Below are 25,434 nucleotides of genomic sequence, written 5' to 3' on the forward strand. Positions count from 1 at the left end.
CTGCTGACCGACCTTTCGGGCAGCCGCCGTTTCATCTGTGTGGAAGTGGAGCATGCCATCGACTGTACGACCTCCATCGACCACGCCCAGCTTTATGCCCAACTGCTGCACGAACTGAACAGTGGTGAGCGCTGCTGGTTCAGCAAGGCCGAAGAGGCCGAAATTCAGGCGGCCAACCGTCCGTTCTACCGCATTACGCCCGCCGAAGAACTTATAAGCAGTTGTTTTGCGTTTGCCGAGGCAGGCGAGCAAGGTGCCCGCCTGATGTCTGCGGCAGATATTTATGCCATATTAAAAAGGAAGAATCCAGCTGCTTTGAAAGATTGCTCCTGTACTTCGTTCAGCCGCCTGTTGGCCCAGTTGGGGCGGAGGGTACACACAAGGTATGGCAATGGGTATTGGGTGAAGAAGCGATAACCCCTGCTAAGGTTGTATTACTTCTCTGCTACCGCCGGGTCAGCCGTAGCCTTCGGGCTGAGCAGGCTGTGATATTTTTCCGTATCGCCCAATACCTTTAACGCCTCTTTCAGGTCGGGGTCATCCTTCAGCTGCTGGATGATGCTGCCTTTCTGGTAATAGTAACGCTTCAGGATTTCGATGGAAATCATATTGCGTATGTCCTTTGCGAAATAATCCAGGTCGTGGTCCAGGTTATGCTGGAGCTTCTTCTCCAATGCTTCGAATTCGCCGGAGGCATCTTTCAGGTAGCCTTCGAATTCGGCCATTTCCTTCAGGCTTTTCAATATCTTTTCTGTCTGTTGGTCGTACTTGAAGTCGGCCTTCCGTACCATCTCCTTGAAGTCGGCATAGTCGGCATCGGTCAGTTCGAAGTGCTGTGCGTCGGCAATGGTTTCGTGCTTCAGGCAATACTGTGTGGCGTAGTCGAATATCAGGTTGTCGTTCACCAGATAGAACAGAATGTTGGGCAGTTTCTCCTGCTCTACCTGTATGTCGGGAGTCACGCCGCCACCATCGCGCACTTCGCGCCCGGCTGCTGTATGGAATACCGTTGTCAGACTGTCAGGGATACGACCTACGCTGCCGTCGGCATTGCGGTGCTTGTAGTCGATGGCCTGCACGCAGCGTCCGCTGGGGATGTAGTATTTGGAGGTCGTGATCTTCATCTGTCCGCCATAGGGCAGGGAGCGTGTGGTCTGTACCAGTCCCTTGCCGTACGTGCGTGTACCGACAATCACCGCACGGTCCAGGTCCTGTAATGAACCGGCCAGGATTTCCGAAGCCGATGCCGTGGAACTATTGACTAACACAGCCAACGGGATATCCAAATCGATGGGTTCGCGCAATGTTTTGTAGGACATATTGATTTGTTCGATTTTGCCTCGGGTGGTTACTAAGGTTTTTCCACGTGGTAAGAAGTAATTGGCAATATCTACCGCCTCGTCCAGCAATCCGCCGCCGTTGTTGCGCAGGTCGATGACCAGCGAGGTGATGCCCTGCTTCTTCAGGTCGAGGAACGCTTGCTTGAATTCTCGTGCAGGTTTACCTGAGAATGTACTGAGGTTGATGTAGCCCACATTGTTTTCCAGTTTCGTATAATAAGGTATGATAGGCAGCTCGATGGCCCGGCGCACCAGTTCGAATTCCAGTGGTTTCTCCACGCCCGGACGTTGCACTGTCAGCTTGAAGCTGGTACCTGCCTGGCCGCGGAGCATTTCGCTGATTTCCTGGTTGTTCTTTCCTTCCAGATCCTGTCCGTCGATGGCCATCAGGATATCGCCTGCCTTCAGTCCGGCTTTGGCTGCCGGCATACCTTCGTAGGGTTCGCCTATCATGGAACGCTTCAGTTTCGTATTCCAGGTGATGATAGAGCCGATACCGCCATAGGTGTTCTTCAGCATCTGCTCCAGTTCGCTCTGGTCGTCTTCGGGATAATAGGCCGTATAGGGGTCGAGCGAATAGAGCATGGCGTCGATGCCCTCACGGATCGTTTTGTTGGCATCAATCGTATCTACATACAGCAAGTCCAGTTCTTTCACGATTGAACTGAAAATGTCGATATTCTTGGCTAACTGGAAACTGCGGTTGTCACTATTCTTGAAACTCAGAAATGCTGTGCCAGCCACTATCAGCAACAACAGAGCGATCCAACGTACTTTACAAAATCTTTTCATATTCATATCTGTCATACAATGTTCTTGTTCATAAGTTTTCGATCTCTTTTTTGATATCCTTCCAGCAGGCTGTGGTAAGTTCGGCTCCTACGACCTGAATGACTTTCGCAGCAAGTATGGAAGCGATGCGGGCACATTTTTCGAGTGAACAGCCGGTAACCAGTCCGTACAGAAAGCCGGCGGCAAAGTAATCGCCTGCTCCTGTCGTATCGGCTACTTTAGACACTTGTACTGGTGCTACCTCCAGTACCTGAGTCCCTTTGCGCACCAACGATCCGCGGGCTCCCAATTTCACTATAGCTATGCTGCATGTTTGCGCCAGGGTTTCCAAGGCTTCTTCGGGTGTTCCGCCGGCAAAAGCTTTCGCTTCTTCTTCGTTGGCAAAAACAATGTCCACGTATTTGTTTAGCAGCAACGAGAAGAATTCTCTGTCTGCATCTACTATATTATAGCTGGCCATATCCAGACAGACTTGCAATCCGGCTTCTTTGGCCAGTTCTACGGCTCGCAGAATCATGTCGTGGTCTTGTACCAGATAACCTTCGACAAACAGATAGGTGTATCCCTTGAACATGTCCAGCGACAAATCTTCGGCCTTCAGTGCGGCTGCGGCTCCCAAATAGGTACCAAACGTACGTTCTCCATCGTTTTGGGATATAAAGGTGGAAGCAATTCCTGTAGGCAGGGTAGAAGAGACAAGCAGATGATCTTCGATACCTTTGCTCTCCAGTGTGCTTTTCAGGAAGTCGCCATAAGAATCTGAACCGATTTTTCCGATGAATCCGCTGGGAGCTCCCAGGCTTGCCAAAGCTCCGATGGCATTGCCGGCTGAGCCGCCTGCTGCCTTATAGGTCTTCAGATCCTTAAAATATGCCGTGATAAGGTGGAACCGTTCTTCGTCGATCAATGTCATGCTGCCTCGCGGAAGTCCCATCTGTTTCAGGACCTCATCACTCTCAAAAGTGGCCAAAACATCGACTAAAGCGTTGCCTAATCCAATTATTTTCTCCATTTCGATAAATTTTTCTGCAAAGATATTGCATATTTCAAAATATCCTATTAATTTTGCACCGCATTTGAGAAAAAACAACACTCTTCGTTAGCTCAGTCGGTTAGAGCATCTGACTGTTAATCAGAGGGTCCTTGGTTCAAGTCCAAGACGAAGAGCTCCTTCAAATGCAACATTCTTCGTTAGCTCAGTCGGTTAGAGCATCTGACTGTTAATCAGAGGGTCCTTGGTTCAAGTCCAAGACGAAGAGCAGAAGTCCGCAACAAGCGGACTTTTTTGTTTTCAGGCCTTTTTCCCTGGCGGGGAGAGTGGCGGACGAAAAAAGAGGAGAAAAGCATATTGGACTATCGCTTTTCTCCTCTTATTCTTTTGGTGCGGGTGATAGGACTCGAACCTACACGCCTTGCGGCACCAGATCCTAAGTCTGGCGCGGCTGCCAATTACGCCACACCCGCAACGGTGTTTGCTTGTTCAGCGGGGCAAAGGTAGAAAATATTTTTTGTTCTTCCAACTATTCACGGCTTTAGTTTTTCAAGGTTTCACTTGCAGCAGGCTTCGGGCTTCTTCGATGAGGGTATCTATCTGGCGTTCGTAAGCAGCTACGGTATCCATGTCCATCTTGATGTCGGGGTCGATGCCGAATTCGATATGCTGCTTGTCGGCGTCGAGGTGCGGACTGGCTGAAAAACGCACCACCCAACCGTTGGGAAGCTCGGAGGTGAAAGGGAGGCCCGAACCTCCTCCGCTCTTGTCGCCCAACAGGGTGACGTTGGGCATGTAGCGCATGGTGTTGATGAAGTCGTTCGTGGCGCTGTAGGAGTGGCGGTTGGTCAGCACGACGGCTTTCTTCTGCCAGCGTACGCCGTCCGACGGATCGACATAGATAGGTTCCGGCTCGGAGAAGTCGCTGTGCCCCTTGCCCGTCTTGTGCTGGCTGTAGCCCGTCAGTACGCGTTCGTTGGTGAAACGGGCGGCGAAGCGGGTAGAGTAGGTGAGGTTGCCGCCGCCGTTGTTGCGCACGTCGATGATGAGGCCGTTGCAGACGGCCAGGTAAGAGAGGGTCTCGTCCAGATTGCCTTCGCCGATACCGTCGGAGAAGGAGGTGTAGGAGATGTAGCCGATGTTGTCGTCCAGAATGGTGTATTTCAATCCCGCGGAGATGCGGTAGTCGCGTCCCAGGTATCGTTCGACAAGGCTTTCGTCATAGTTGCGCGGGTAGTCCAGGTACCAGTCCCAGTAACGGGCGGTGTTCGAGGCGGAGTAGAGGTTCACGTGCCCGTCTTTCAGCTCGGCCAACATGTTGCCCAATACCTCGAACAGGCCGTCATTGCTCATGTCGGGGGTAATCAGTGGCTGGTATTTGTCGCGGATGGCGTCCCAGTCTATCTGTTTGTAGTCCAGGAAGCAGTATTGCTCGTCGATGATTTTCCAAAGGGCTTCGAAGTTACCTTGAGGGGTATTGTCGAATTCTTCTTCACGGATGCAGTTGTGGAAGAGCAGTATCGGAAGGATGAGAAGTAAAATGTATTTCAGGAAGAAGACCGATTGTTTCATAAGGTTTGCTTTTTCTTGTTAGGAAGCAGGTAGAATTCCTTGACGAAGCCTACCATGAATACATGCGAATAGGCGTGTGTCCGCAGGTTGTTGATACTGGACTGCTGGGCGTCCCATACGTAGGCCAGGCGCATTTTCATCCGTCCTACGGGCAGGTCGGCGGTGAGCATCTGGCGCAGGGAGGGCTGGTTGTGGAGCGAGGTGAAACGCACCACACCGTCGGCATGGCCCAGCGAGAAGATTTCGTAGTACGACTGCCCGTAGTGGGGCGAGAACATCACGCCCATGACAGGCAGATTGGCCTGATAGCGCAGGGTGATGGGGTAACGCTTGATGCGCAGGTCCCAGATGGCCATGACGGAAGCGTCGAGGTTGACGTAGGCCCGGGCCGAAGCCGGATTGTTGCCGTTGTGCAGGTTATAGACGAAGCCGCCGTTCAGGTCGGCCAGTCCGCCGGCCAGCAGACGGAAGTGGTCGGTCAGGCGGAAGTGGTAATGCAGGCCGTAGTTCCAGTTGAGCAGGGCGGAGAGGGTATTGTTGTTGTCCACGTGGTTATGGGTGTAGTTCACGTAGCCCTGAAAGAAACTTTGGCGCGAGAGGTTTCCGTCGGCCCAGCGGGTCATGCGCATGCTTTCGCGGGAGAGGCGGAATTCAATGCCCCGATACTCCTGTGGCGACAGGTAGGTGTCGTACATGTTGGCCGCACCCACGCCGTAGAGGGTGGCGCGGGTGACGTAGCGGGTCGGATCGTTCAGCATGATGGAATCTGCGGGTGTCTGTGCCGTCAGGCTGCCGGCGGTCAGGAGCAGGCCTGCCATGATTCCTGTCAGTTTATGGTTCATCATCTCAGTTCATTCAAATAGCTTTTCATACGTCAGAACAGTTTCATCTGCCCCGTCAGTTCGTCCAGGATGTCGCCTTCGCTCTTGTCCTGATCGGGGTCCAGGTTTTCGGGCTCTTCTTCGGGCTCGTCGGTGGCGGGTTGCGGTTCGGGCTGGCGGGTTGGTTCCAGTTCGTTGATGGTATCGATGGCGTAGGTCGTCAGTCGCTTGCCCTTGGCCTTGAAGCCCTTGACGGCGATGAACTCGTCGGCCTCGACAATCATCGGATCGCGGAAGCTGTCGTGCCCGCCGAATACGACTTCCAGGCGGGGGTAGCATTCGTCGGTCAGCAGGATGAGCTTGCTGTTCCGGTTGTCGCCCAGGTAGTTCTGCTTGCGGCTGCTCGACTCGAAGCAGAAGCGTTTGATGTAGGGGTAGTTCTGCTGGTCGGCATCGTAGAGCACGGCGGTCCAAACTTTATTCGGATCGAATTTCTCCATGATGCGGATGCCGTCTTCGTAGTGGTTGTTCACGTCGAAGTTGGTGGTGTAGAATTCGCCGTTGTTCAGGACGACGAGGATGAGTTCGTCGCTTTGGTATTCACCCAGGTATTCGCCGCGTCCGTCGTAGTTGAGGCGCAGCACGTCGCGGTCGAACCACACCTTGCGTCCGCCCAGCGTGGAGCCGCCGCGCTGCTTCAGCGTGATTTTGTGGACCGGGTTGCGCGTCAGGATGTTGCCGATGGCCTGACGTCCCTTGATGCCTATCTGGCTGAAGTCTTCTTCGAAGATGATTTTGCGGATGCGCGGGTTGGGTTTCAGGGTCACCTTGATGATTTCGGCCTCACCGTTGGGGTTGGCACTGAAGTAGGTGATCTTGGACTCGGGTGTGCCCTGCGTCACGTCGTACTCGCGGTCACGGATGATGGACGTTACGGCAAAGCGCTTGATGTAGGTCGTCCCGTTCTTGCCGTCGCGGTAGCACACGTTGTAGATGGTGCGCTTGTCGTTCTTCTTGAAGACGTTGGCGTAGAGGATGTTCTTGCCCACGAATTTCTTGTCGGCCACGGGCGTGATGAGGTAGCGGCCGTCGCGGAAGAAGAGGATGACGTCGTCCAGGTTCGAGCAGTTGGCCAGGAATTCGTCCTTCTTCAGGCTGGTGCCGATGAAGCCTTCCTCGCGGTTGATGTAGAGCTTCTCGTTGGCCTCGATGACCTTGGTGGAGTCGATGGTGTCAAAGTTGCGCAGCTCCGTGCGGCGGGGGAAGTTCTTGCCGTACTTCTCCTTGAGCATGCGGAACCAGTCGACGGTATATTCCACGAGGTTGGCCAGGTGGCGTTCGGTCTCCTCGATGTCGGCCTTCATGCGGGCTATCTGCTCTTCGGCCTTGTCGGAGTTGAACTTCAGGATGCGGGCCATCTTGATTTCCATCAGGCGGAGGATGTCGTCCTTCGTCACTTCGCGGATGAACTGCGGGTAGTAGGGCGTCAGGCGCAGGTCGATGTGTTCGCAGGCTGCGTCCATGTCGCGGGCCTGTTCGAATTCCTTATCCTTATAGATGCGTTCTTCGATGAATATCTTTTCGAGCGAGGCGAAGTGCAGGCTTTCGCGCACCTCGTCGCGGTGGATTTCCAGTTCGCGGCGCAGCAGGTCGCGGGTGTTGTCGACGGACTTGCGCAGGACGTCGCTCACGGTGAGGAAGTGGGGCTTGCGCTCGTCGATGACGCAGCAGTTGGGCGAGATGCTCACCTCGCAGTCGGTGAAGGCGTAGAGGGCGTCGATGGTCTTGTCCGACGACGTGCCCGGCGTCAGGTGCACCAGTATCTCGACGCTGCCCGATGTCAGGTCCTCCACCTTGCGTATCTTGATTTTTCCCTTCTCGCTGGCCTTCACGATGGAGTCGCACACGCTGGCCACGGTCTTGCCGTAGGGGATTTCGCGGACGGCGAGCGTTTTGTTGTCTATCTTCTCGATTTTCGAGCGGACGCGCACCGTGCCGCCGCGTTCGCCGTCGTTGTACTTCGACACGTCGATGCTGCCGCCCGTCTGGAAGTCGGGGTAGAGGCGGAAGTCTTCGCCGTGGAGGTAGCTGATGGCGGCGTCGCACAGCTCGTTGAAGTTGTGGGGCAGGATTTTGGACGACAGGCCGACGGCAATACCTTCCACGCCCTGGGCCAGCAGCAGGGGGAACTTGACGGGCAGGGTGACCGGTTCGCGGTTGCGGCCGTCGTAGGATAGCTTCCATTCCGTCGTCTTGGGGTTGAACACCACGTCGAGGGCAAACCGTGAGAGGCGGGCTTCGATGTAACGGGGAGCGGCGGCGCTGTCGCCCGTCAGGATGTTTCCCCAGTTACCCTGGCAGTCGATGAGCAGGTCTTTCTGCCCCAGCTGCACCAGCGCGTCGCCGATGGAGGCGTCGCCGTGGGGGTGGAACTGCATGGTGTGGCCCACGATGTTGGCCACCTTGTTGTAGCGTCCGTCTTCCATGCGGCGCATGGAGTGCAGGATGCGTCGCTGCACGGGTTTCAGTCCGTCCATGATGTGGGGCACGGCACGTTCCAGAATGACGTACGAGGCATAGTCTAGAAACCAGTTCTGGTACATGCCGCTCAGTTGGTGTTTCACGTTCTCGTCTTTCTTGTCGGCGGGTTTGTAGTCCGAGTGTTCTTCCCGGCCTTCGGGCAGGTTGTCCTGTTCTTCCTGGGTCTTGTCAAAGTCTTCGCTCATATTGAATTTGGTCCGTATGCGGTCGTCGATAATTTCGTTGCAGGCAAAAATAGCAAAACGCGGGCGCATTGGCAAATGAAAGCCCCCGTTTTTTGATTTGCCTGTGCCGGGCCGCCCTCTATTTTATCGAATTTTACGAAAAATCCCGGGAAAAACCGGTATTTGCATCGGTTTTGCAGGCCCGCCGGCGTTGCGGACGGTTGTCGGGAAGGTTCCGTAGGGCTTCGGCAGTCTGCGGAAAGCTTTCGGGAAGGTTCCGCAGGGCTTCGGAAGTTTGCGGAAAGCTTTCGGGAGGGTTTCGTAGGGCTTCGGCAGTCTGCGGAAAGCTTTCGGGAGGGTTTCGTAGGGCTTCGGAAGTCTGCGGAAAGCTTTCGGGAAGGTTTCGTAGGGCTTCGGAAGTTTGCGGAAAGCTTTCGGCTGGGTTTCGCAGGGCTTCGGAAGTTTGCGGAAAGCTTTCCGCAGAGTTCGCGGGGCGGCCTTGTGCATTTTTAATATTCCCCGAGACCCGATGTATCGGATAAATCCCTATCTTTGGACAAGATAGGATGCGGTTCGGCATAAAAAATCAAGCAAGCTTGTTTTTTATACTCTTACCTTTCACTATCTTTGTGGCGTTTTTATCGAGAATTAGGAATAAAATTAATCAATATTTTACGAAAATGGCACAAGAAGACGTTTTTAAGAAACTTGTATCACATTGCAAGGAGTATGGTTTTGTGTTCCCCAGCAGCGAAATCTACGACGGACTGGGAGCCGTATACGACTACGGACAGAACGGTGTGGAACTGAAGAACAACATCAAGCAATACTGGTGGCAGAGCATGGTGCTGCTCCACGAGAACATCGTGGGCATCGACTCGGCCATCTTCATGCACCCCACGATCTGGAAAGCCAGCGGACACGTGGACGCATTCAACGATCCCCTCATCGATAACCGCGACTCGAAGAAGCGCTACCGCGCCGACGTGCTCATCGAAGACCAGATAGCCAAGTACGACGAAAAGATAAACAAGGAAGTGGCCAAGGCTGCCAAGAAGTTCGGCGACGCCTTCGACGAGGCCCAGTTCCGCTCGACCAATGCCCGTGTGCTGGAGCACCAGCAGAAGCGTGATGCCCTGCATGAACGTTATGCCAAGGCCATGAACGCTGGGCCGGACTTGAACGAGCTGCGCCAGATCATCCTCGACGAAGAAATCGTCTGCCCCATCAGCGGTACGAAGAACTGGACCGAAGTACGCCAGTTCAACCTGATGTTCTCTACCGAAATGGGTTCTACGGCCGACGGTTCCATGAAGGTATATCTCCGTCCTGAGACGGCGCAGGGCATCTTCGTCAACTACCTGAACGTGCAGAAGACGGGCCGCATGAAAATCCCCTTCGGTATCGCACAGATCGGTAAGGCCTTCCGCAACGAAATCGTGGCTCGCCAGTTCATCTTCCGCATGCGCGAGTTCGAACAGATGGAAATGCAGTTCTTCGTGAAGCCCGGCACCGAGCTGGAGTGGTTCAAGAAGTGGAAAGAAATCCGCCTGAAGTGGCACAAGGCCCTGGGCTTCGGCGACGACCACTACCGCTACCACGATCACGAGAAACTGGCCCACTACGCCAACGCCGCTACGGACATCGAATTCCTGATGCCCTTCGGTTTCAAGGAAGTGGAAGGTATCCACAGCCGCACCAACTTCGACCTCTCTCAGCATGAGAAGTTCTCGGGCAAGAACATCAAGTACTTCGATCCCGAAACGAACGAAAGCTACACGCCGTACGTCATCGAGACCTCCATCGGCGTCGACCGTATGTTCCTCAGCATCATGTCTGCTTCTTATAAGGAAGAGCAGCTGGAGAACGGCGAAAGCCGCGTAGTGCTGAAATTGCCTGCTGCCCTGGCTCCGGTGAAACTGGCTGTGATGCCGCTCGTCAAGAAAGACGGCCTGCCCGAGAAGGCACGCGAGATTATCGACTCACTGAAGTTCCACTTCAACTGCCAGTACGACGAGAAAGACTCCATCGGCAAGCGCTACCGTCGTCAGGACGCCATCGGTACGCCCTACTGCGTTACCGTTGACCACCAGACGCTGGAAGACGGCTGCGTCACGCTGCGCGACCGCGACACCATGAAGCAGGAGCGCGTGGCCATCGCCGACCTCGACCGTCTGATTGCCGACCGTGTCAGCATCACGTCGTTGCTCAAGACACTTTGAGAATGGAGAATTGATAATTGATAATGAAGAATTCTATGAGAAGAATACGCAAGATCCTTTGCTTCCTGTTGCCCTTGGCTGCCCTGCTCTTCGCTTCGTGCGAGGAGGTGCAGGAGGCCAGCAAGTACGACAACTGGCAGGCGCGCAACGAGGCTTTCATCGACTCCATCGCCCGCGAGACGGGAGATGTGCTTGTAGCGACTGAGGAAGATGCTTTGAATATGCCCGTTGGGAAGATGTTTAAAGTAATGTTGAACTCTGCTAGTGTTTCAGGACGTGCGGTATATGTCTATTGCCGGAAAGTCAAAGCTAATCCGTCGGGTAGAAGACCTCTTTATACAGAAACTACAAGCCTTTACTATTGTGGCTCTTTGATAACGGGTGATGTGTTTGAAGGGAATTTTGACGGATATACGGCTGTAGATCAGATTTTGTCAGGTGATAAAAATCCTACAGAGTTTGATGCCCCTCGTGATTTCACGGTGTCGGGATGGCTTTGGACTGATCCGATACAGTTTATGCGTGAAGGGGAACGGTGGTTGATGTATTTCCCTTGGGAAGGTGCCTATGGCGAATCTGGTAAAGATAATATTCCAGGATATTCAGTCTTGACTTTTGATGTAGATTTTGTAGAAATCGTAGAAGACGAAGATTGAGACAACTTTTAGAAGTTGCACGGATAGAAAAAAGGCTTGCGGTAGCATCGATGCTGCCGGCAAGCCTTTCTCGTTTTCGGTGGGGAAGGGTTACCACCGTTTTTTCAGTTCCTTTGCCCAGATTTTGTAGCCTTTCTCGTTGAGGTGCAGGCCGTCGGTGCTCAGTTCTTTACGCAGGACGTGTGTCCCTTTCTCGGTGAAGAGCGGGAAGAGGTCGACGAAGTCAATCTGCTGTTCGTGGGCGAGCTTCTTCAGGCGGGCGTTTATTTCCGGCACAAGTTCGGTTTTGTTCGTCAGCAGGCGGTAGCGGCCGAAGCTTTCGTTGATGGGCAGTAGGCTTTGCAGGTGGAGCCGGGTCTGCGGCGACTCGCGGCGGATGCGTTCCACGGTGAGACGGATGAGGTCGGCGATGCTGTCGGCCGTCAGTCCGTGGGACACGTCGTTGATACCGATCATCAGGAACAGTTCGCGCGGTTGTCCGGGCAGAATCTGGTGGAGGCGTCGGTAGACACCCATCACCTCGTCGCCGATGATACCGCGGTTCACCACGTGTTTCCGTCCCAGCCGTTTGCCCCAGTCGCCTCCGTTTTCGGTCAGGCTGTTGCCCAGCATTACGATATCTTCCGTCGTAATGGGCGGCTCGTCCATGAATTGCAGGAAACGTTCGTAGTAGTGGGCGTGGTAGGGCGCCATGCCTTCTTGGTCGAGGATGGAGGCCGCCACGGCGTTCGATACCAGCGAGCGCAGGCGCACCACGCTGTGTCCGTCTTCGGGATGCACGGCGTTGATGAGCAGGATGACGCTCGTGTCCGTGTCAGGATCGATGACGATGCTGGTACCTGTATAGCCTGTGTGGCTGTAAGTGTTCGGGCTGAAGAGGTCGCCGTTGTTCGAAGCGTAGGCGGTGAAACTGTCCCAGCCCAGTGTACGACCGATGGAGGACACGGCGCGGGGAACAGTGCGCATGGCTTTCACACCCTGCGGACTCAGGATGCGCCGGCCATTCCACTCGCCACCGTTCTGGAGGGCAGCGCAGAGCACGGCGATGTCTTCGGCGCAGGAGAAGACACCTGCATTGCCGCTGATGCCTCCGTTCATGATGCGGGCCAGCGGGTCGTGTACTTGTCCGCGCAATACCTGTCCGTTGGCTTGCCGTTCGGTGGGAGCGATAAGGCGTCCGCCGTCAGCCTGTGCCCATTGGGGCAGGTCGGTGTTCACCCAGTTGCCTTTTTTATCTTGTGTGCAAGGCAGGTAATCGGTGTGCTTCATACCCAGCACGTCGAAAATGTGTTCGTGGGCGAAATCCCGGAGCGATTGCCCGCTGACGGTTTCCACGATGTGCTGCAGGGTGATGAAGTTCAGGCAGCTGTACTGGAAGTCGGTTTGCGGACGGAAATCGCGCGGGCAGGTGGCAATGTATTCCATCAGCGCCCCGGGGTTGAGGATGCCGTGTTCCTTGCTCAATTTCTGTACGTCAGCATAGGGTGGCAGGCCGGAAGTGTGCGTCATCAAGTCCTGGATGCGGATGACCTGCGTTTCCTTGCCGTCCTCGCTCTGCCAGTTCTGGAAGTCGGGGAGATAGAGATCTACGGGGTCGAGCATACGCAATTTACCTTGTTCAGCCAGAATCATGACACAAATCGCAGTAGACATGGATTTGCTGCACGAAGCCATGTCGAATACGGTGGCGGTGGTCATCGGTTCTACCTTAGGTACCAGGCTCTTATTACCATAGGCCTTCAGATAGGCCATCTTGCCGTGACGTACGACAGCCAGCACAGCTCCCGGTATTTCTTTTTGGGTGATGGCCTGGTTGATGGCTTCGTCGGCCCACAAAAGCCGTTGTGAGTCCATGCCAACCTGCTCGGGAGCTACACGCTGGAGTGGTTGTGCACTAACGGCAGCAAATCCCAACAGGCAGGAGAGAATCAGACAAAGAGTTTTCATGAGGTCGTGCATATTGGGTTATTGTTTTCCTTCGCGATAGGCATCTACGGCTTTCTTTACAGAACCGTGCATCAACAACAAGGCTTTGGCTTTTCCGTAGTCCAGACCGAGTTCTTCGACCAGCATACGGGTGCCGCGGTCCACCAGCTTCTTGTTGCTCAGCTGCATGTTGACCATCTTGTTGCCTTTGACGCGCCCCAGTTGGATCATAACTGAAGTAGTAATCATGTTCAGAATCATTTTTTGTCCCGTACCCGACTTCATGCGCGAGCTGCCGGTGACGTATTCCGGTCCTACAATCATTTCGATGGGGACATCAGCCTCGGCAGCCATGGGTGAGTCGGGATTGCTGGTGATACAGGCGGTCAGGATACCATGTTCGCGGGCTTCGTGCAGGGCGCCAATGACGTAGGGGGTGGTACCCGATGCGGCAATGCCGATGACGGTGTCCTTGGTCGTGATGTTGCGTTCCACCAGTTCCTCCCAGCCGCGGTGAATGTCGTCTTCGGCATTCTCTACAGGATTGCGTAGAGCCGTGTCGCCTCCGGCAATGAGGCCGATAACCAGCGTGTTCGGCATGCCGAATGTGGGCGGTATTTCTGAAGCGTCGAGTACACCCAGACGTCCGCTGGTGCCGGCTCCCATGTAGAAGATGCGGCCACCCTGCTTCATGCGGGGTACAATCTGGGTCACTAGTTTTTCTATCTGCGGGATGGCCTTTTGTACGGCCAGGGCTACTTTCTGGTCTTCAGTATTGATATCTTCCAGTATTTCGCGGACAGATTTCTTTTCCAAGTCGTTGTAGAGCGAAGGTTGCTCTGAAATCTTGATGAATGCCATATTCTTGTATAATCGGTTAGTGGTTAATAGTTAACGGTGGTAGGCGATGAGGCCTTCCATAGGACTCTTGAGGATGGTGCCCAAACGGATGCCCATTTCGTCGGCGGCTTGTGCCAGCACGTCTTTGTAGTAGTAGGCTACGGAACCGATGAAGTGGACTTCATGGCTTGTGTAATCATATTGCATGACGTTACGTTTCAGGAACGATTTGAAGCTGTTCAGGACGAGGTTATGTACGCAAGGTTCGTTAAGGTTTTGTGCCAGGAAGGGTGACAGGCTGGCCAGGAAACGGTTGGGGAACGGCTTGCGGTAGACGCGGTCGATGATGTCGGCTGGGGTCAGGTTGAACTGGCTGAGGAATTTCTCCTTCAGTTCCGGCGTCATCTGATTTTTTAGGATGTCGCCTACCAATAGTTTGCCCAGGCAGGCACCGCTACCTTCGTCACCCAGGATAAAACCAAGAGGAGATACGTTCTGCACAATCTTCCCGCCATCGTAGTAGCACGAGTTGGAGCCCGTGCCCATGATGCAGGCAATGCCTGCGTGGTGTCCGCACAGACTGCGGGCAGCGGCCAGCATATCGGTACTAACCTCTACTTGTTCCTTAACGTGTAGGTGTCGGAGAATGGCCCGGCGAACAGTTTCTATCTTATCTGGAAAAGCGCATCCTGCACCGTAGAAGTAGACTGCATCCAGTTCACTGGCCTGTAGCTGGGGCAGAAGAGCAGTCGCTATCTCGTTACTGATCTCTTCTTCACTTTGGAAAAAGGGATTGCTACCTTTCGTAAAAATCTGTTGGAGAACTTCTCCATGCTCGACCAAACACCAGTCGGTCTTGGTAGAGCCGCTGTCTGCTATCAGTATCATAGTAATAAAGTTTATATCTTAATATATATTTTTCTTTTGTACAGTTGGTATCCGATGCACCAGTTGATAGCGACGAATACCAGCGCATAAATCAGTGAGCCGCCAGTATCACCAAAAATCGGTTGCATTATCTTGTCGTAAAGCAGGCCGTGAATGGAAATGCTGCCATCACCCCAAGGCAGGTGGATGCTTCCGAACAGAATGCCCAACACACCGCCTAGCACGTACATGAACAATGGATTCACGCCAAACGATTCGAAGAACAGGCTCCAGCGTTTATATCCCTTTACGTCAATAATCCAGATGAGCAGGGCCAGCAAGCTGGATGCCAGTCCACAGGTAGTAAGTACAAAAGTGGGCGACCATATCTTCTTATTGAGCGGGCATCCGTAGCTCAACAGCAAGCCGCTGAAGGTGAGAATGGTACCTACCAGGAACAGTTTGACGAGATGCGATTGGAGTACTTCTTCGCGGCTGCGGCTGGCTGCCTTCTTGTCGCCCAGCATCATACGGCCCACACAGAAGCCCAGCAGTACGTGAGCGATGGAGGGAATAGTGCTCAGCAGGCCCTCAGGATCGATTCCGTTGTCTTTATACATATGGGCAGGGGTAAGGACGGCACGGTCTACGACGGACAGAATATTAGTTTCGTTGTAGGCAAAACCGTTGCCACACATCAGCAGAACAAAGTAGCCCACGAGGAGCGTGGCGATGAGGTAGGGGATGCGGCTATGCTTCATCGTAAGAGCCACGATGGAAGCGGCGCAGTAGCATAGAGCCAGGCGCTGCATGACACCCAGAATGCGCATGCGGTCGAATGTCCATACCGATGCCCACAGGTTTTGCCCAAAGCTCAGGTCGTCGGGGGCAGAGGACCAGTAGTAGCAGAAACGCGAGAACCAGCCGATAGCCATACCGATGATAAAGATAACGACAGTACGTCGCAGAATCTTCCGGAGTGTGGCGTGGCTGTAAGTAAAATTGTATTTCTTCAATGAAATGTAGGTCGATATGCCCATGATGAACATGAAGAAAGGGAACACCAAGTCGGTTGGTGTCAACCCGTTCCACTCGGCATGACGCAGAGGAGCGTAGATGTGTCCCCATGAGCCGGGATTATTTACCAGGATCATGCCGGCGATAGTAATTCCTCGCAGAATATCAAGGGCGAGAATACGTTTGCTGTTGGTTTGCTGTTGGGTCATAATGATTGTTCCTCCTTTTTGTCTTTAGCGGTTGTACATTCATCTACCAGATAGGCTATCGATACATATGGGATGCCAGAATTAGTGGTCAGGCCGATCTCACACGTGCGGCTATTGCTGTAACCTATCTGGATATTGCGTTCTTCTATTTGCGGACGGAGTTTACGCAGAGCATAGGCATTCAGTTCAGGATGCGTAAAACCACGGTCGCCTGCGAAACCGCAGCAACCCACTTCCTCGGGTACGAATACCTGCGTAGAACATAGACGAGCCAGGGCGATGAGCGTATCGGCCAGCCCCATCTTACGCATGGAGCACGTGATGTGCAGGGCTACGGGGCGGTCGACGGGTTTGAACACAAGACGGGAACGAAGGAAGGTGTAAATGAACTCAGCCGGCTCGTAAAGCTTCATGCGGTGAATGGTTTCGCGCATACGGTGGAGACAGGGACTTTGGTCGCAGAGTACGGGGTATCGTCCTTGTTCGCTGGCTTCCCATAAAGCCTCTTCCAGTTCGTGCGTTTTGCGGTCGGCGATGTCCATCATACCTTTGCTTTCCCAGATGGTACCGCAGCACAGCTTCTCCATGTCCTTGGGGAAGATGACACGGTAGCCTGCCTTGTGGAGTAGGGCCACCATCTTGTTGACCAGTGCTTGTTCGACTGGTGATTTGCGGGCAAGTCCCATGGTCTGGTTGATGCAGCTGGGGAAGTAAACGACAGCTTCACAGTCTCCTTTTTCGTTAGAAGGTTGAGGCTGTTCAGGCTTGAATGCTTTCGGCATTGCCGGTGACCATTGTGGAATACCCAGGAGAGTGTGCATGCCATGTGTCAGTTTGCTCATGGCAGCGGTGCCCAGTATGACGTGGGCGGTATCGGCCAGGGTGAGTACGGGACGTAGTGCACCTTTGATGCCGGCAAAGTGGCGGGAAGCATAGTTCCCTGCCTTGTAGCCAAGACTGTCAGGAGGCAGGAGGCGTTGACGTACAAGATGAGTCAAATCGCCTGTATTGATGCTCATAGGACACGACATTGAGCAGAGTCCATCGCCTGCACAGGTTTGGTTACCCAGGTAATGATATTGTTTCTCCAGCAGGGCAAGACGTGCCGGGTCATTGCCTTCCTGACGCAGACGAGCCAACTCACGTTGGATAACGATGCGCTGGCGCGATGAGAGGGTGAAGCCGCACGACAGGCAGTTTACTTCACAGAAGCCACATTCAATGCAGCGGTTGATTTTTGATAATGAGGCATGACCTTTGTCATCTGTTATCATTGGCAATGGCTTGAAGTGCTTCAGGTGACATTTGGGATCATCATTGAAGATGACACCGGGATTGAGCAGGCCTTTGGGGTCGAAGAGCTGCTTCACGGATTTCATCACCTCGTAGGCCTCGTCGCCCCACTCGTAACGAACGTAGGGGGCCATGTTGCGACCTGTGCCGTGTTCAGCCTTCAGGGAGCCGTCGTACTTGTCTACCACCAGCGTCTTGACGTCCTCCATCAGTGCCTCATAACGGTCCACTTCCGCTTGGGTAGAGAAGCTTTGATTGAGGATGAAGTGATAGTTTCCCTCTAGTGCGTGTCCGTAGATGCAGGCGTCGTCGTAGCCGTGGCGGGCGATGAGGGCCTGCAGGTCAGCGGTGGCTTCGGGCAGGTCTTCGATATGGAAGGCCACATCTTCGATGAGGCAAGTGGTGCCGGGACGGCGCGTGCCTCCCACGCTGGGGAAGATGCCAGAACGGATGGCCCAGTATTTGCCGTACTCTGCCGGGTTGTCGGTAAAGTGCACGGGGATGTAGGTACGGAAGGCTGAGAGCGTTTGCTCAATGGTGGCAATGCGGGCCTTCAGCTCTTCGGGCGTGCGGGCCTTGGTTTCGGTCAATACGGCGGTGAGGCCCGACGGGTCGGTGACTTCTCCTTTATACTTTATGTATATAGGGTCGTCTACGGACGACAGGCTTTTGTAGTCCAGCAGCTCTGCACCCTTCACAATCCACTCTTCCTTCGAATCGGTCAGTTTCTTCATAGCTACTACTGCACGGCATGCCTCGCGGATGTCCGTAAAGTAAACCATTGCGCTGGCCTTATAGGGGTAGTCGTACTCGGTGCGCATGGTTACTTGCGAGAGGAAGGCCAAGGTACCTTCGCTGCCTACCATCAGGTGGGCGATGATGTCGAATGGGTCATCGAAACAGACGAAGGGCAGGAGGTTGAGGCCTGTGACATTCTTGATGGCATATTTGTAACGGATGCGCTCCAATAGCTTGGGATTGGCATGGATGCGATCGCGCAGGTGGCAGATGCCTCGGATAAAGTCGCGATGCGTTACTTCGAAGCCGGCGCGGCTTATAGGATCGCCTGTGTCGAGTACCGTACCGTCGGCCAGAATGATGCGGGCCGAGAGCATTACGCGGTCGCTGTTGGCATGTGTACCACAGTTCATACCCGAGGCGTTGTTCATTACGATGCCACCTACCATAGCACTCTTTACCGACGCTGGGTCGGGGGCAAACTTACGTCCGTAGGGAGCCAGCAATTCGTTGACGCGTTGTCCTACGATACCGGGTTGGAGAGTAATTTGGTTACCATCAGGGCTGATGGAATATTGTTCCCAGTGTTTCCCAGCGACGATGAGGATAGAATCGCTAATGGACTGACCGGAAAGGCTTGTACCTGCAGCACGGAAAGTGACGGGCAGTTTCAGGCGGTCGGCCAGACGGAGCAGCTCGGACACTTCGTATTCGCTGTCCGAACGGACGACTATCTGCGGGACGAGGCGGTAGAAGCCTGCATCCGTGCCCCAGGCCAGGCATCGCAGTTCGTCAGTATAGATCCGCTCCTGCGGGATGAAGCGCAAGGCTTCGTGCAGGAACGATAAATAAGGTTCTTTCATATCATTGTCTTTTTTAGACTTATCGGTATAAGTAATACTTTTTAGACAGTCGGCGGAAACTCTCCACGTCCTTCTCCCAGTAGGGCCGTATGTCCTCCCAGCGGTTGGTTTTCGTGAAGCGTTCGCGTATCTGGCGCGAACCGCACACCTTGTCGAACATCGCGAAGCGGCCCTTGTCGGCATGGTCGAAGACGGCGCGGTCGGGCCACAGACAGGCTACTTCCTGCATTACGAGGAACTGCAGGGGGCTGAGCGGCGCGCGGGCGTAGTCAGTAATGTGTACCTGTACGCCTTGCAGTTGCTGTCCCTGTCCTACGCTGTAGAAGGGCTTCAGGTAGATGGGTCGGAAGATGACGCCGGGCACGTGCAGGGCGTTCAGTGCGTCGGCTAGCTTGTCAGCCTCGGCCCAAGGAGCGGCGAACATCTGGAAGGGGATGGTGTAGCCCACGCCGATGGACATGTAGCCCAGTTCTCCCAGGATGCCGCTCACGGGGTAGAAGAAGGCCGAGTGAGGGTGTGGAATGTGGGGTGACGAGGGAATCCATTGCAATCCCGTGGCCGTGTAGTCCATGCGTCGCTTCCAACCCTTCATCTTGATGACCGTCAGCTTGCACTGCACACCGCCCGTCAGCATCCGTTCACCGTTGAGCATCAGGGCCAGCTCGCCACAGGTAAGGCCATAGACGTAGGGTATCTTGAATTGGCTGACGAAGGAGATGCAGTCATCCTCCGTCAGGTTGCCTTCTACTTTCAGTCCGCCTAGCGGGTTGGGGCGGTCCAGCACGATGAGCTCCTTGCCGTTTTCGGCAGCGGCTTCCATAGCTAGTCCCAGCGTGCTGATGTAGGTGAATGAGCGACAGCCGATGTCCTGAATATCATATACCAGCACATCGACGTCCTTCAGCATCTCGGGCGTGGCCTTGCGTGTCTTGCCGTAGAGCGAATAGACAGGCAGGCCGGTGGCGGGGTCACGCTGGTCGGATACGTGGTCGCCTGCATGTACGTCGCCGCGCACACCGTGTTCCGGTCCGTAAAGGGCCACGAGGTTGACGTTCGGCGCTTCGTGCAGGATGTCGATAGTGGAGTGCAGTTCGTTGTCCACCCCCGTAGGGTTGGTGATGAGTCCCACACGTTTACCCTCCAGGCAACGGAAATTCTGTGATTTCAGTACTTCAATCCCTGTTTTGATGTGTATTTTCTGAGCCTGTGCGCCGAGGGAGAGGCACAGGAAGAGGAGCAGGAGAGTCTTCTCAAGCCTTACTCCGGATGTAAGTATATTCTTTCTATTCTTGTTCATGGTCATCCTATTCTATAATAATGATAATCTGTTTTCATTTCTTTCCATATTCCGGATCAATCTTCCTGTCCACGAAGAAGGTGACGATGACCGTGGCAATGCAGCACACCATCACCAACCAGAAGAAGTCCGTATATCCGATGGCTTCCTGTATATATCCGGCGAACATGCCCGGTATCATCATGCTCAGCGCCATAAAGGCTGTGCAGATGGCATAGTGCGAGGTCTTGAACTCGCCTTCGGAGAAGTACATCATGTAGAGCATATAGGCCGTGAAACCGAAGCCGTAACCGAACTGCTCGATGGCAATGGCGGTGGAAATGATGACTACGTTGTCAGGCTGGGCGATGGCCAGGTAGACAAACGTCAGGCACGGCAGAGTCATGCAGCCAGCCATCCACCAAATGGACTTCTTCAGGCCGAGGCGCGAGGCGAACAGTCCGCCCAGGATACCACCCAGGGTGAGGAAGATGACGCCGATGGTACCATATACGATACCCACTTCGGCGGTGGACAGCTCCAGTCCGCCTGATGCCTTGGAAGCTACGAGGAAGGGCATGCACATCTTGATGAGGAACGCCTCCGGCAGGCGGTAGAGCAGCATGAATACGATGGCCAGCAGGACGCCCGGTTTGGTGAAGTAGGTGGCGAAAGTACGTCCGAACTCCCGGAAGATGGCTTTGGCACTGGCAGTACCGGCTGCCAGCGTGGGTTTATCTGAAGCGGGCTTAGGTATCACGAAGATATGATAGAACGTTACCAGGCTGAACAGGACAGCGGTGACAAGCATCGTGATGGTCCACGACAGCGGAATGTCTTTCGTCTTCAGCTCGATGGCACCGGCAATGGCCACGAGTACGCCCTGACCGAAAATGGAGGCCAGACGGTAGAACGTGCTTCGAATGCCTACAAAAGCGGCTTGGTCACTTTGCTTCAGCGCCAGCATGTAGAAGCCGTCGGCGGCAATGTCGTGGGTGGCCGAGGCGAAGGCAGTGATGATGAACAGGACCAATGTGAAGGTGAAAAGGCTGATATGGGTCGTGCCGGAAGCGATGTCTGCTTCGTCTGGCCGCGGGATGGCCAGCGTTAGCAAGATGAAGGCAACGGACATCAGGACCTGCATGGCTATTGTCCACCAGCGCTTGGTTTTGATGATGTCTACAAACGGGCTCCAGAAGGGCTTGATGGTCCACGGCAGGTAGAGCAGGCTGGTGAACAGGGCCATCTCTCCGTTGGGTACGCCCATCTTGGTGAACATCATCACGGAGATGTTGTTCACGATGAAGTAGGGAATGCCTTGGGCAAAGTACAGGGTGGGGACCCATGCCCAAGGACTAATATTTTTTGTCTGTAAGTTCATGATTCGTATGTATGTTTGTTTATGAATAGATTTTTTCTATGTTGGCTCCGATATAGTAGTGCAGCAATATCTCGTCGTACTTGTAGCCCTGTTCACCCATGACGGCAGCTCCTATCTGGCAGAGACCTACGCCGTGTCCCCAGCCGGCTCCGATGAGGGTGAAGCGTCCAGGGATGCCTTCAGGCGAAAGAACGTGCTTGTCCACCACGAAGGCCGAGCTGTAGAGGTGCGAGGGCGACAGTGTGCGACGTATCTCCAGCTCCTTGCCAATGGTCAGGGTGCGTTTGGTGCCCACAATCTTCAGTTTCCATAGTCGTCCGCTAGTGCCGCGGGCTACGGGTACGAGGTCGACGATTTGTCCGTAATCCACGCCCGAACGCTTTAGGATGAGGGCCGACAGTTCTTTCTGTGTGTATTCCACTCGCCAACGGTAGAAGTCGGTTGTCTCCTGGTCGTAGTTGTTAAGTACCTGCGAGAGAATATGCTTGTCCGTGGTGTTGCAGAAGGCCTCGGGCGAGGTGCGTATCCAGCGATCGGCTTCTGCTTCGATGGTGAGGTCGGGCAGGGCAGGGTCGGGTACAGAAGTCTGTCCCTGGCGGATGCGGCGGTCGAGTTGCTTGCGCAGGTAAGGGTAGGGCGTGTCTTCCCAGCAGTACTGGAACTCTTCGAAGGCGCCGCCGCAGCATTTGGAGAAGCGGGCGTCGCAGATTCGGCCGTCGGATGTCAGCACTTGTCCGCGGGTGGCTCGGATGGCCTGGCGCACGATGTCGGTCGAGGCGCGGGTGATGCCCTGGTAGCGCTGGCAGTGGTCGTCGGCGCAGACGTCGAAGCGGGTGTGGTCTTCGCGGTCGAACCATCGGATGAGTTCGTCGTCGGTTTGCGTGCAGGCCGAGTAGTCTGTATGTTTGGATGCGATTTCCTTGTTCTTGTTGATTTGGGCCAGCAGCCAGCTCCTCGAAATCACCGCATGGGCCTTCAGCAATTCCAGCGAGGCGGTGGCACTCATTTCACTGGAGATGACACTCGTCAGGTAGTCTTCCACACGGATGACGTTGACGGCGGTCAGGTGGTTGTCTTCTACGATGATGCGCAGGGCGCCTTGGAAACGCTGGTCTTCTTTGCGCTCCCAGTGGAAGTTGATTCCGATGGTAACGCCGTGCAGCTCGAACGAGGCCGTCGGTTCGTCTTCGGGCTCGAAGAGCAGTTCGTCGTAGAGGCGGCCTTGCCACAGGATGCGGCCGTGGTCGAAGGTGACGGTCTGATGACCGTCGACCTTCCGGCCGTCTTGCTGGTAGGGAGTCAGCAATGTAAATTCTATTTGGGGGTCGAATACGATTCCGACGTGTACGTAGGGTTCGTTCATGGTATCTTGGTTTCTCATTAATGGATTGCGTTACGGATGTGCTCCTTCACCCGGGCGAAGGCTTCGGGCGAAAGACAGACCTCGCTCAGGATTTGCGCAACGTCGTCGGCGGTGATTTTCTGGAAGTCCTGCTCGACGGGGGTGATGAACACGCCGCCGAGGTCGACCGACGCGGGGCTGCTGAGCAGGCGGGCGTCGCCTTCGGCCGTGTAGCAGGCGGGACGGTGTTTGGCGCGGGGGAAGACGAAGACCGTCCAGCGGGCGGACTCGTAGAGGGCCAGGACGTTCATCATCGGCTCTTCATCATTTTCGGGTACGGGCAGGGCCTGATAGATGGCCTGGAAGAGGCGGCAGGCTTCACGGGCGTCGTCGGTGTCGATGACAAGCGTCGTACGCGGGGCGTCGGCCAGGCTGTAGAGCGTGGCGTGGTCGGTCTGCACCACCGTCTCGTCTGTCCGCATGCGCCAGTCGGCCTCGATGGGCATGAAGCCGCGGCTGCCCGCCTGGAAGTGGGCATGGTCGGGGGCGGAGGCGCCGCAGCGGGGGCCGTTGTAGAAGATGGTGAAGTCCGTCAGCTCCCGGGCCAGCTCCAGCATGTCGGCAAAGCGGTGGGCGATGAGCTGGGGCACGTGGCCGGTCTCGGGCACGGTGAGGTGGCGCGGGAAGATGGGGAAGGGGTTCACCAGCAGTTCGTAGTGGCCCAGGAAGGGGATGCCTTCCTGTTCGGCGGGTCGGTTGGCGGCGCAGAGGAAGCAGCGGCGTTCCTTGATGGACCGGGCGTCGACCTTGGCGCCGGAGGAGACGATGCGGGCGGGGTTGAACTGCACCTTGTAGGGCACGCCGCGCACGTCCAGTTCCTTGACGCGCACGCCCGTAAGGGCGTCGTAGCTGCGGCGCGCCGTTTCCCAGGCGGCAAGCTGGCGGTCCAGCAGATGATGTACGTTTTCGTTCAAAGTTGTCATAGTTCCTGTTCTTTTATTATTAGTTAGGGGCTGCCTATCCCGATAGTCTACCCTTCCGAGACGTCGGACGGGTAGAAAATCCCGATAGTCGGGCCTTCCGAGGCGTCGGATGCCTTGCTTATCCCGATAGGCTACCTGTTCAGCGCGATGCGTGCCTGTAGCTCCCAGGTGCGGATGCGGTCCTTGTAGAGGTTGTGGGCGTTCATCTTCACCACGTCGAGCGAGGCGTCGGAGTTGTCGTCCCAGCGGCGGCAGAGGTAGACGACGTCGTAGACACGGCCTATCTGGAAGCGGCGCGAGAAGGCGAGGCCCAGCGCGTAGTCTTCGCCGTAGCTGGTGTTGGGCACCTTCACCTCGCGCAGCACGGGGGTGTAGAAGGCTCGGGGCGCTCCCAGCCCGTTGATGCGCAGGGCGTTGTTGCGGCCGTTTTCGGGCGTCCATTCGCGGTGGTCGATGATGCCGGGCGGAATCATCTGCATGTCGAAGTTGGTCATCATGTAGGTGCCTACGACCATTGCGCAGTTCTGCTCGTAGAAGGCGCGCACCATCGTGGCCAGCGTGTGCTCGTCCTTGTAGACGTCGTCGCTGTCCAGCTGTACGGCGAACTTGCCGCAGCACGGGTGGTGTACGCCCAGGTTCCAGCAGCCGCCGATGCCCAAGTCGTTGCGCTCGGGGATGAGGTGGATGAGGCGCGGGTCACTGTTGAACTCGTCGATGGCTTCGGTGGTGCCGTCGGTGGAGTGGTTGTCGATGACGATGAGGTTGAACTTGAAGTCGGCCTGCTGCGAGAGCACCGAGCGGATGGCGTCGCGGATGGTGCGGATGCGGTTACGCACGGGGATGATGACCGATGCTTCGTACTCAAAGTCGCCGCGGTCGAACTCGATGTGTTCGAACTCAGGCTTCAGGTAGCCGCCCACTTCCTTCAGGTGTTCGGTGCAGGCTGCTTCCATCTCCAGCTGGCGGTTGCGGTTCTTCGGATCCACGTAGTCGAAGATTTTCTCGCCGCTGCGTCGGGTGTCGTTCTCCACTTCGGTGTAGAGGTATTCGTTGATGTGTACCAGCTCGCCGCGTTGCGACAGCTTCAGGCGCAGGTCGTAGAGCCCGGCGAAGCGGTAGTCGGTCTTCATGCGGGCGGCGGCTTCCTTCAGGGCGGCGGTGCGGAGCAGGAGCACGGAGCCGAAGTCGAAGTCGTCGCGCAGCGAGCCTTGCTGGTAGTCGATGACGGGGGCGATGGTTTGCTGGCCGTCCTTCAGCTGGTAATGGTCGGCGTAGGCCATGGCGGCGCCGCTGTCTTCCAGAATGCGCATCATGCGCTCCAGGGCGAACATGCCCAGGCTGAGGATGGTGTCCTTGGTGTAGAGCAGGGTGTAGGGGGCTTCGGCCTGTGCGGCGATGGCTTTCAGGCTCTGGCTGCCGAAGGGATCGGCGGCGGAGAGGAAGCCGCAGCCTGCGGGCAGGGCAGCGGGCGCTTCGGCGCCGAAGAGGATGATTTGTCCGGTCTGGCCGGTGGCTTGCAGGCCTTCAACGGTTTGTACGATGTCACTGTTTCCGGTGTAGAGGAGATAGCTGTCAATCAGTTTCATGATCGTTATTTTTT

General features: G+C 55.3%; 19 protein-coding genes and 3 tRNA genes. 5 read left to right on the forward strand and 17 right to left on the reverse strand.

What is annotated here, in order from left to right:
* Positions 1 to 417, forward strand: a 417-nt coding sequence (locus HF894_RS06085) for a DUF3874 domain-containing protein (RefSeq protein WP_218417847.1), incomplete at its 5' end; no start/stop codon positions are given.
* 17 nt (positions 418 to 434) lie between these two features.
* On the opposite strand, the gene HF894_RS06090 is transcribed toward HF894_RS06085, so the two are convergent.
* Positions 435 to 2,132, reverse strand: coding sequence for a S41 family peptidase (locus HF894_RS06090; protein ID WP_075319211.1), 1,698 nt, complete (start codon positions 2,130 to 2,132; stop codon positions 435 to 437).
* Between the two features lie 28 nt (positions 2,133 to 2,160).
* Entirely contained in the window at positions 2,161 to 3,144 is a 984-nt protein-coding gene (locus HF894_RS06095) for an adenosine kinase (RefSeq protein ID WP_204971445.1), read from the reverse strand.
* Between the two features lie 81 nt (positions 3,145 to 3,225).
* Between HF894_RS06095 and HF894_RS06100 the strand changes: the two genes are divergently transcribed.
* Together HF894_RS06100 and HF894_RS06105 are read left to right on the forward strand one after the other, a co-directional pair.
* Positions 3,226 to 3,299: transfer RNA gene (locus tag HF894_RS06100), tRNA-Asn, on the forward strand.
* An 18-nt stretch (positions 3,300 to 3,317) separates the two neighbouring features.
* Positions 3,318 to 3,391, forward strand: a tRNA-Asn gene (locus HF894_RS06105).
* Between the two features lie 120 nt (positions 3,392 to 3,511).
* Here the strand turns inward: HF894_RS06105 and HF894_RS06110 are convergent.
* The 5 genes from HF894_RS06110 to HF894_RS06130 form a co-directional block, all read right to left on the reverse strand.
* Positions 3,512 to 3,596 (reverse strand) — tRNA-Leu (locus tag HF894_RS06110).
* A 76-nt stretch (positions 3,597 to 3,672) separates the two neighbouring features.
* A complete protein-coding gene (locus HF894_RS06115) occupies positions 3,673 to 4,695 on the reverse strand; it encodes a S41 family peptidase (RefSeq protein WP_204971446.1) in 1,023 nt (340 codons plus the stop codon).
* On the reverse strand, positions 4,692 to 5,540 hold the full coding sequence (locus tag HF894_RS06120) for a DUF3316 domain-containing protein (protein ID WP_204971447.1): 849 nt from the start codon (positions 5,538 to 5,540) through the stop codon (positions 4,692 to 4,694). Before HF894_RS06120 ends, HF894_RS06115 begins: the two co-directional genes overlap by 4 nt.
* A 29-nt stretch (positions 5,541 to 5,569) precedes the next feature.
* A complete protein-coding gene (locus tag HF894_RS06125) occupies positions 5,570 to 8,242 on the reverse strand; it encodes a DNA gyrase/topoisomerase IV subunit A (RefSeq protein ID WP_204971448.1) in 2,673 nt (890 codons plus the stop codon).
* A 123-nt stretch (positions 8,243 to 8,365) separates the two neighbouring features.
* On the reverse strand, positions 8,366 to 8,728 hold the full coding sequence (locus HF894_RS06130; RefSeq protein WP_204971449.1) for a hypothetical protein: 363 nt from the start codon (positions 8,726 to 8,728) through the stop codon (positions 8,366 to 8,368).
* A gap of 173 nt (positions 8,729 to 8,901) precedes the next feature.
* Between HF894_RS06130 and HF894_RS06135 the strand changes: the two genes are divergently transcribed.
* A complete protein-coding gene (locus tag HF894_RS06135; protein WP_075318336.1) occupies positions 8,902 to 10,443 on the forward strand; it encodes a glycine--tRNA ligase in 1,542 nt (513 codons plus the stop codon).
* Positions 10,444 to 10,478: 35 nt separating this feature from the next.
* The gene (locus HF894_RS06140) at positions 10,479 to 11,099 is read left to right on the forward strand and encodes an FKBP-type peptidyl-prolyl cis-trans isomerase (RefSeq protein ID WP_204971450.1); all 621 of its coding nucleotides are present in this window, start codon (positions 10,479 to 10,481) and stop codon (positions 11,097 to 11,099) included.
* Positions 11,100 to 11,189: 90 nt separating this feature from the next.
* Here the strand turns inward: HF894_RS06140 and HF894_RS06145 are convergent, their stop codons facing one another.
* The 10 genes from HF894_RS06145 to HF894_RS06190 all read right to left on the reverse strand — a co-directional run bounded on the left by HF894_RS06145 (position 11,190) and on the right by HF894_RS06190 (position 25,420).
* The gene (locus HF894_RS06145; RefSeq protein WP_204971451.1) at positions 11,190 to 13,046 is read right to left on the reverse strand and encodes a serine hydrolase; all 1,857 of its coding nucleotides are present in this window, start codon (positions 13,044 to 13,046) and stop codon (positions 11,190 to 11,192) included.
* An 18-nt stretch (positions 13,047 to 13,064) separates the two neighbouring features.
* Positions 13,065 to 13,886: an N-acetylmuramic acid 6-phosphate etherase gene (murQ, locus tag HF894_RS06150; protein ID WP_075318337.1), complete on the reverse strand. Its 822-nt coding sequence runs from the start codon at positions 13,884 to 13,886 to the stop codon at positions 13,065 to 13,067.
* A gap of 30 nt (positions 13,887 to 13,916) precedes the next feature.
* Positions 13,917 to 14,753: a BadF/BadG/BcrA/BcrD ATPase family protein gene (locus HF894_RS06155; protein WP_204971452.1), complete on the reverse strand. Its 837-nt coding sequence runs from the start codon at positions 14,751 to 14,753 to the stop codon at positions 13,917 to 13,919.
* An 11-nt stretch (positions 14,754 to 14,764) separates the two neighbouring features.
* Positions 14,765 to 15,958, reverse strand: coding sequence for an acyltransferase family protein (locus HF894_RS06160; RefSeq protein ID WP_021846334.1), 1,194 nt, complete (start codon positions 15,956 to 15,958; stop codon positions 14,765 to 14,767).
* Positions 15,955 to 18,852, reverse strand: a complete 2,898-nt coding sequence (locus tag HF894_RS06165) for an FAD-binding and (Fe-S)-binding domain-containing protein (RefSeq protein ID WP_204971453.1) — start codon at positions 18,850 to 18,852, stop codon at positions 15,955 to 15,957. Before HF894_RS06165 ends, HF894_RS06160 begins: the two co-directional genes overlap by 4 nt.
* A gap of 19 nt (positions 18,853 to 18,871) precedes the next feature.
* Positions 18,872 to 20,149 (reverse strand): exo-beta-N-acetylmuramidase NamZ family protein, encoded by a 1,278-nt coding sequence (locus HF894_RS06170; RefSeq protein WP_204971454.1) that lies wholly within the window; start codon positions 20,147 to 20,149, stop codon positions 18,872 to 18,874.
* 34 nt (positions 20,150 to 20,183) lie between these two features.
* Positions 20,184 to 21,509 carry an MFS transporter gene (locus tag HF894_RS06175; protein WP_204971455.1) on the reverse strand — a complete coding sequence of 442 codons (1,326 nt, stop codon included), beginning with the start codon at positions 21,507 to 21,509 and terminating at the stop codon, positions 20,184 to 20,186.
* 19 nt (positions 21,510 to 21,528) lie between these two features.
* A complete protein-coding gene (locus tag HF894_RS06180) occupies positions 21,529 to 22,872 on the reverse strand; it encodes a SpoIID/LytB domain-containing protein (RefSeq protein WP_204971502.1) in 1,344 nt (447 codons plus the stop codon).
* Positions 22,873 to 22,889: 17 nt separating this feature from the next.
* Positions 22,890 to 23,825, reverse strand: coding sequence for a DUF4922 domain-containing protein (locus HF894_RS06185; RefSeq protein WP_204971503.1), 936 nt, complete (start codon positions 23,823 to 23,825; stop codon positions 22,890 to 22,892).
* Between the two features lie 140 nt (positions 23,826 to 23,965).
* The gene (locus HF894_RS06190) at positions 23,966 to 25,420 is read right to left on the reverse strand and encodes a glycosyltransferase family 2 protein (RefSeq protein ID WP_075318342.1); all 1,455 of its coding nucleotides are present in this window, start codon (positions 25,418 to 25,420) and stop codon (positions 23,966 to 23,968) included.
* Positions 25,421 to 25,434 lie beyond the last annotated feature (14 nt).

This window comes from Caecibacteroides pullorum (assembly GCF_019239235.1).
In the GTDB taxonomy this organism is placed as follows: Bacteria; Bacteroidota; Bacteroidia; order Bacteroidales; family Bacteroidaceae; genus Bacteroides; species Bacteroides pullorum.

Excerpts from the sequence above, each read along its gene's own strand:
- HF894_RS06095 (WP_204971445.1), bottom strand. The coding sequence starts at position 3,144 with ATGGAGAAAATAATTGGATTAGGCAACGCTTTAGTCGATGTTTTGGCC.
- HF894_RS06090 (WP_075319211.1), bottom strand. The coding sequence starts at position 2,132 with ATGAAAAGATTTTGTAAAGTACGTTGGATCGCTCTGTTGTTGCTGATA.
- HF894_RS06175 (WP_204971455.1), bottom strand. The coding sequence starts at position 21,509 with ATGAACTTACAGACAAAAAATATTAGTCCTTGGGCATGGGTCCCCACC.
- HF894_RS06190 (WP_075318342.1), bottom strand. The coding sequence starts at position 25,420 with ATGAAACTGATTGACAGCTATCTCCTCTACACCGGAAACAGTGACATC.
- HF894_RS06140 (WP_204971450.1), top strand. The coding sequence starts at position 10,479 with ATGAGAAGAATACGCAAGATCCTTTGCTTCCTGTTGCCCTTGGCTGCC.
- HF894_RS06125 (WP_204971448.1), bottom strand. The coding sequence starts at position 8,242 with ATGAGCGAAGACTTTGACAAGACCCAGGAAGAACAGGACAACCTGCCC.
- HF894_RS06155 (WP_204971452.1), bottom strand. The coding sequence starts at position 14,753 with ATGATACTGATAGCAGACAGCGGCTCTACCAAGACCGACTGGTGTTTG.
- HF894_RS06120 (WP_204971447.1), bottom strand. The coding sequence starts at position 5,540 with ATGATGAACCATAAACTGACAGGAATCATGGCAGGCCTGCTCCTGACC.
- HF894_RS06160 (WP_021846334.1), bottom strand. The coding sequence starts at position 15,958 with ATGACCCAACAGCAAACCAACAGCAAACGTATTCTCGCCCTTGATATT.
- HF894_RS06180 (WP_204971502.1), bottom strand. The coding sequence starts at position 22,872 with ATGAACGAACCCTACGTACACGTCGGAATCGTATTCGACCCCCAAATA.
- murQ (WP_075318337.1), bottom strand. The coding sequence starts at position 13,886 with ATGGCATTCATCAAGATTTCAGAGCAACCTTCGCTCTACAACGACTTG.
- HF894_RS06165 (WP_204971453.1), bottom strand. The coding sequence starts at position 18,852 with ATGAAAGAACCTTATTTATCGTTCCTGCACGAAGCCTTGCGCTTCATC.
- HF894_RS06145 (WP_204971451.1), bottom strand. The coding sequence starts at position 13,046 with ATGAAAACTCTTTGTCTGATTCTCTCCTGCCTGTTGGGATTTGCTGCC.
- HF894_RS06115 (WP_204971446.1), bottom strand. The coding sequence starts at position 4,695 with ATGAAACAATCGGTCTTCTTCCTGAAATACATTTTACTTCTCATCCTT.
- HF894_RS06170 (WP_204971454.1), bottom strand. The coding sequence starts at position 20,149 with ATGAACAAGAATAGAAAGAATATACTTACATCCGGAGTAAGGCTTGAG.
- HF894_RS06135 (WP_075318336.1), top strand. The coding sequence starts at position 8,902 with ATGGCACAAGAAGACGTTTTTAAGAAACTTGTATCACATTGCAAGGAG.
- HF894_RS06130 (WP_204971449.1), bottom strand. The coding sequence starts at position 8,728 with ATGCACAAGGCCGCCCCGCGAACTCTGCGGAAAGCTTTCCGCAAACTT.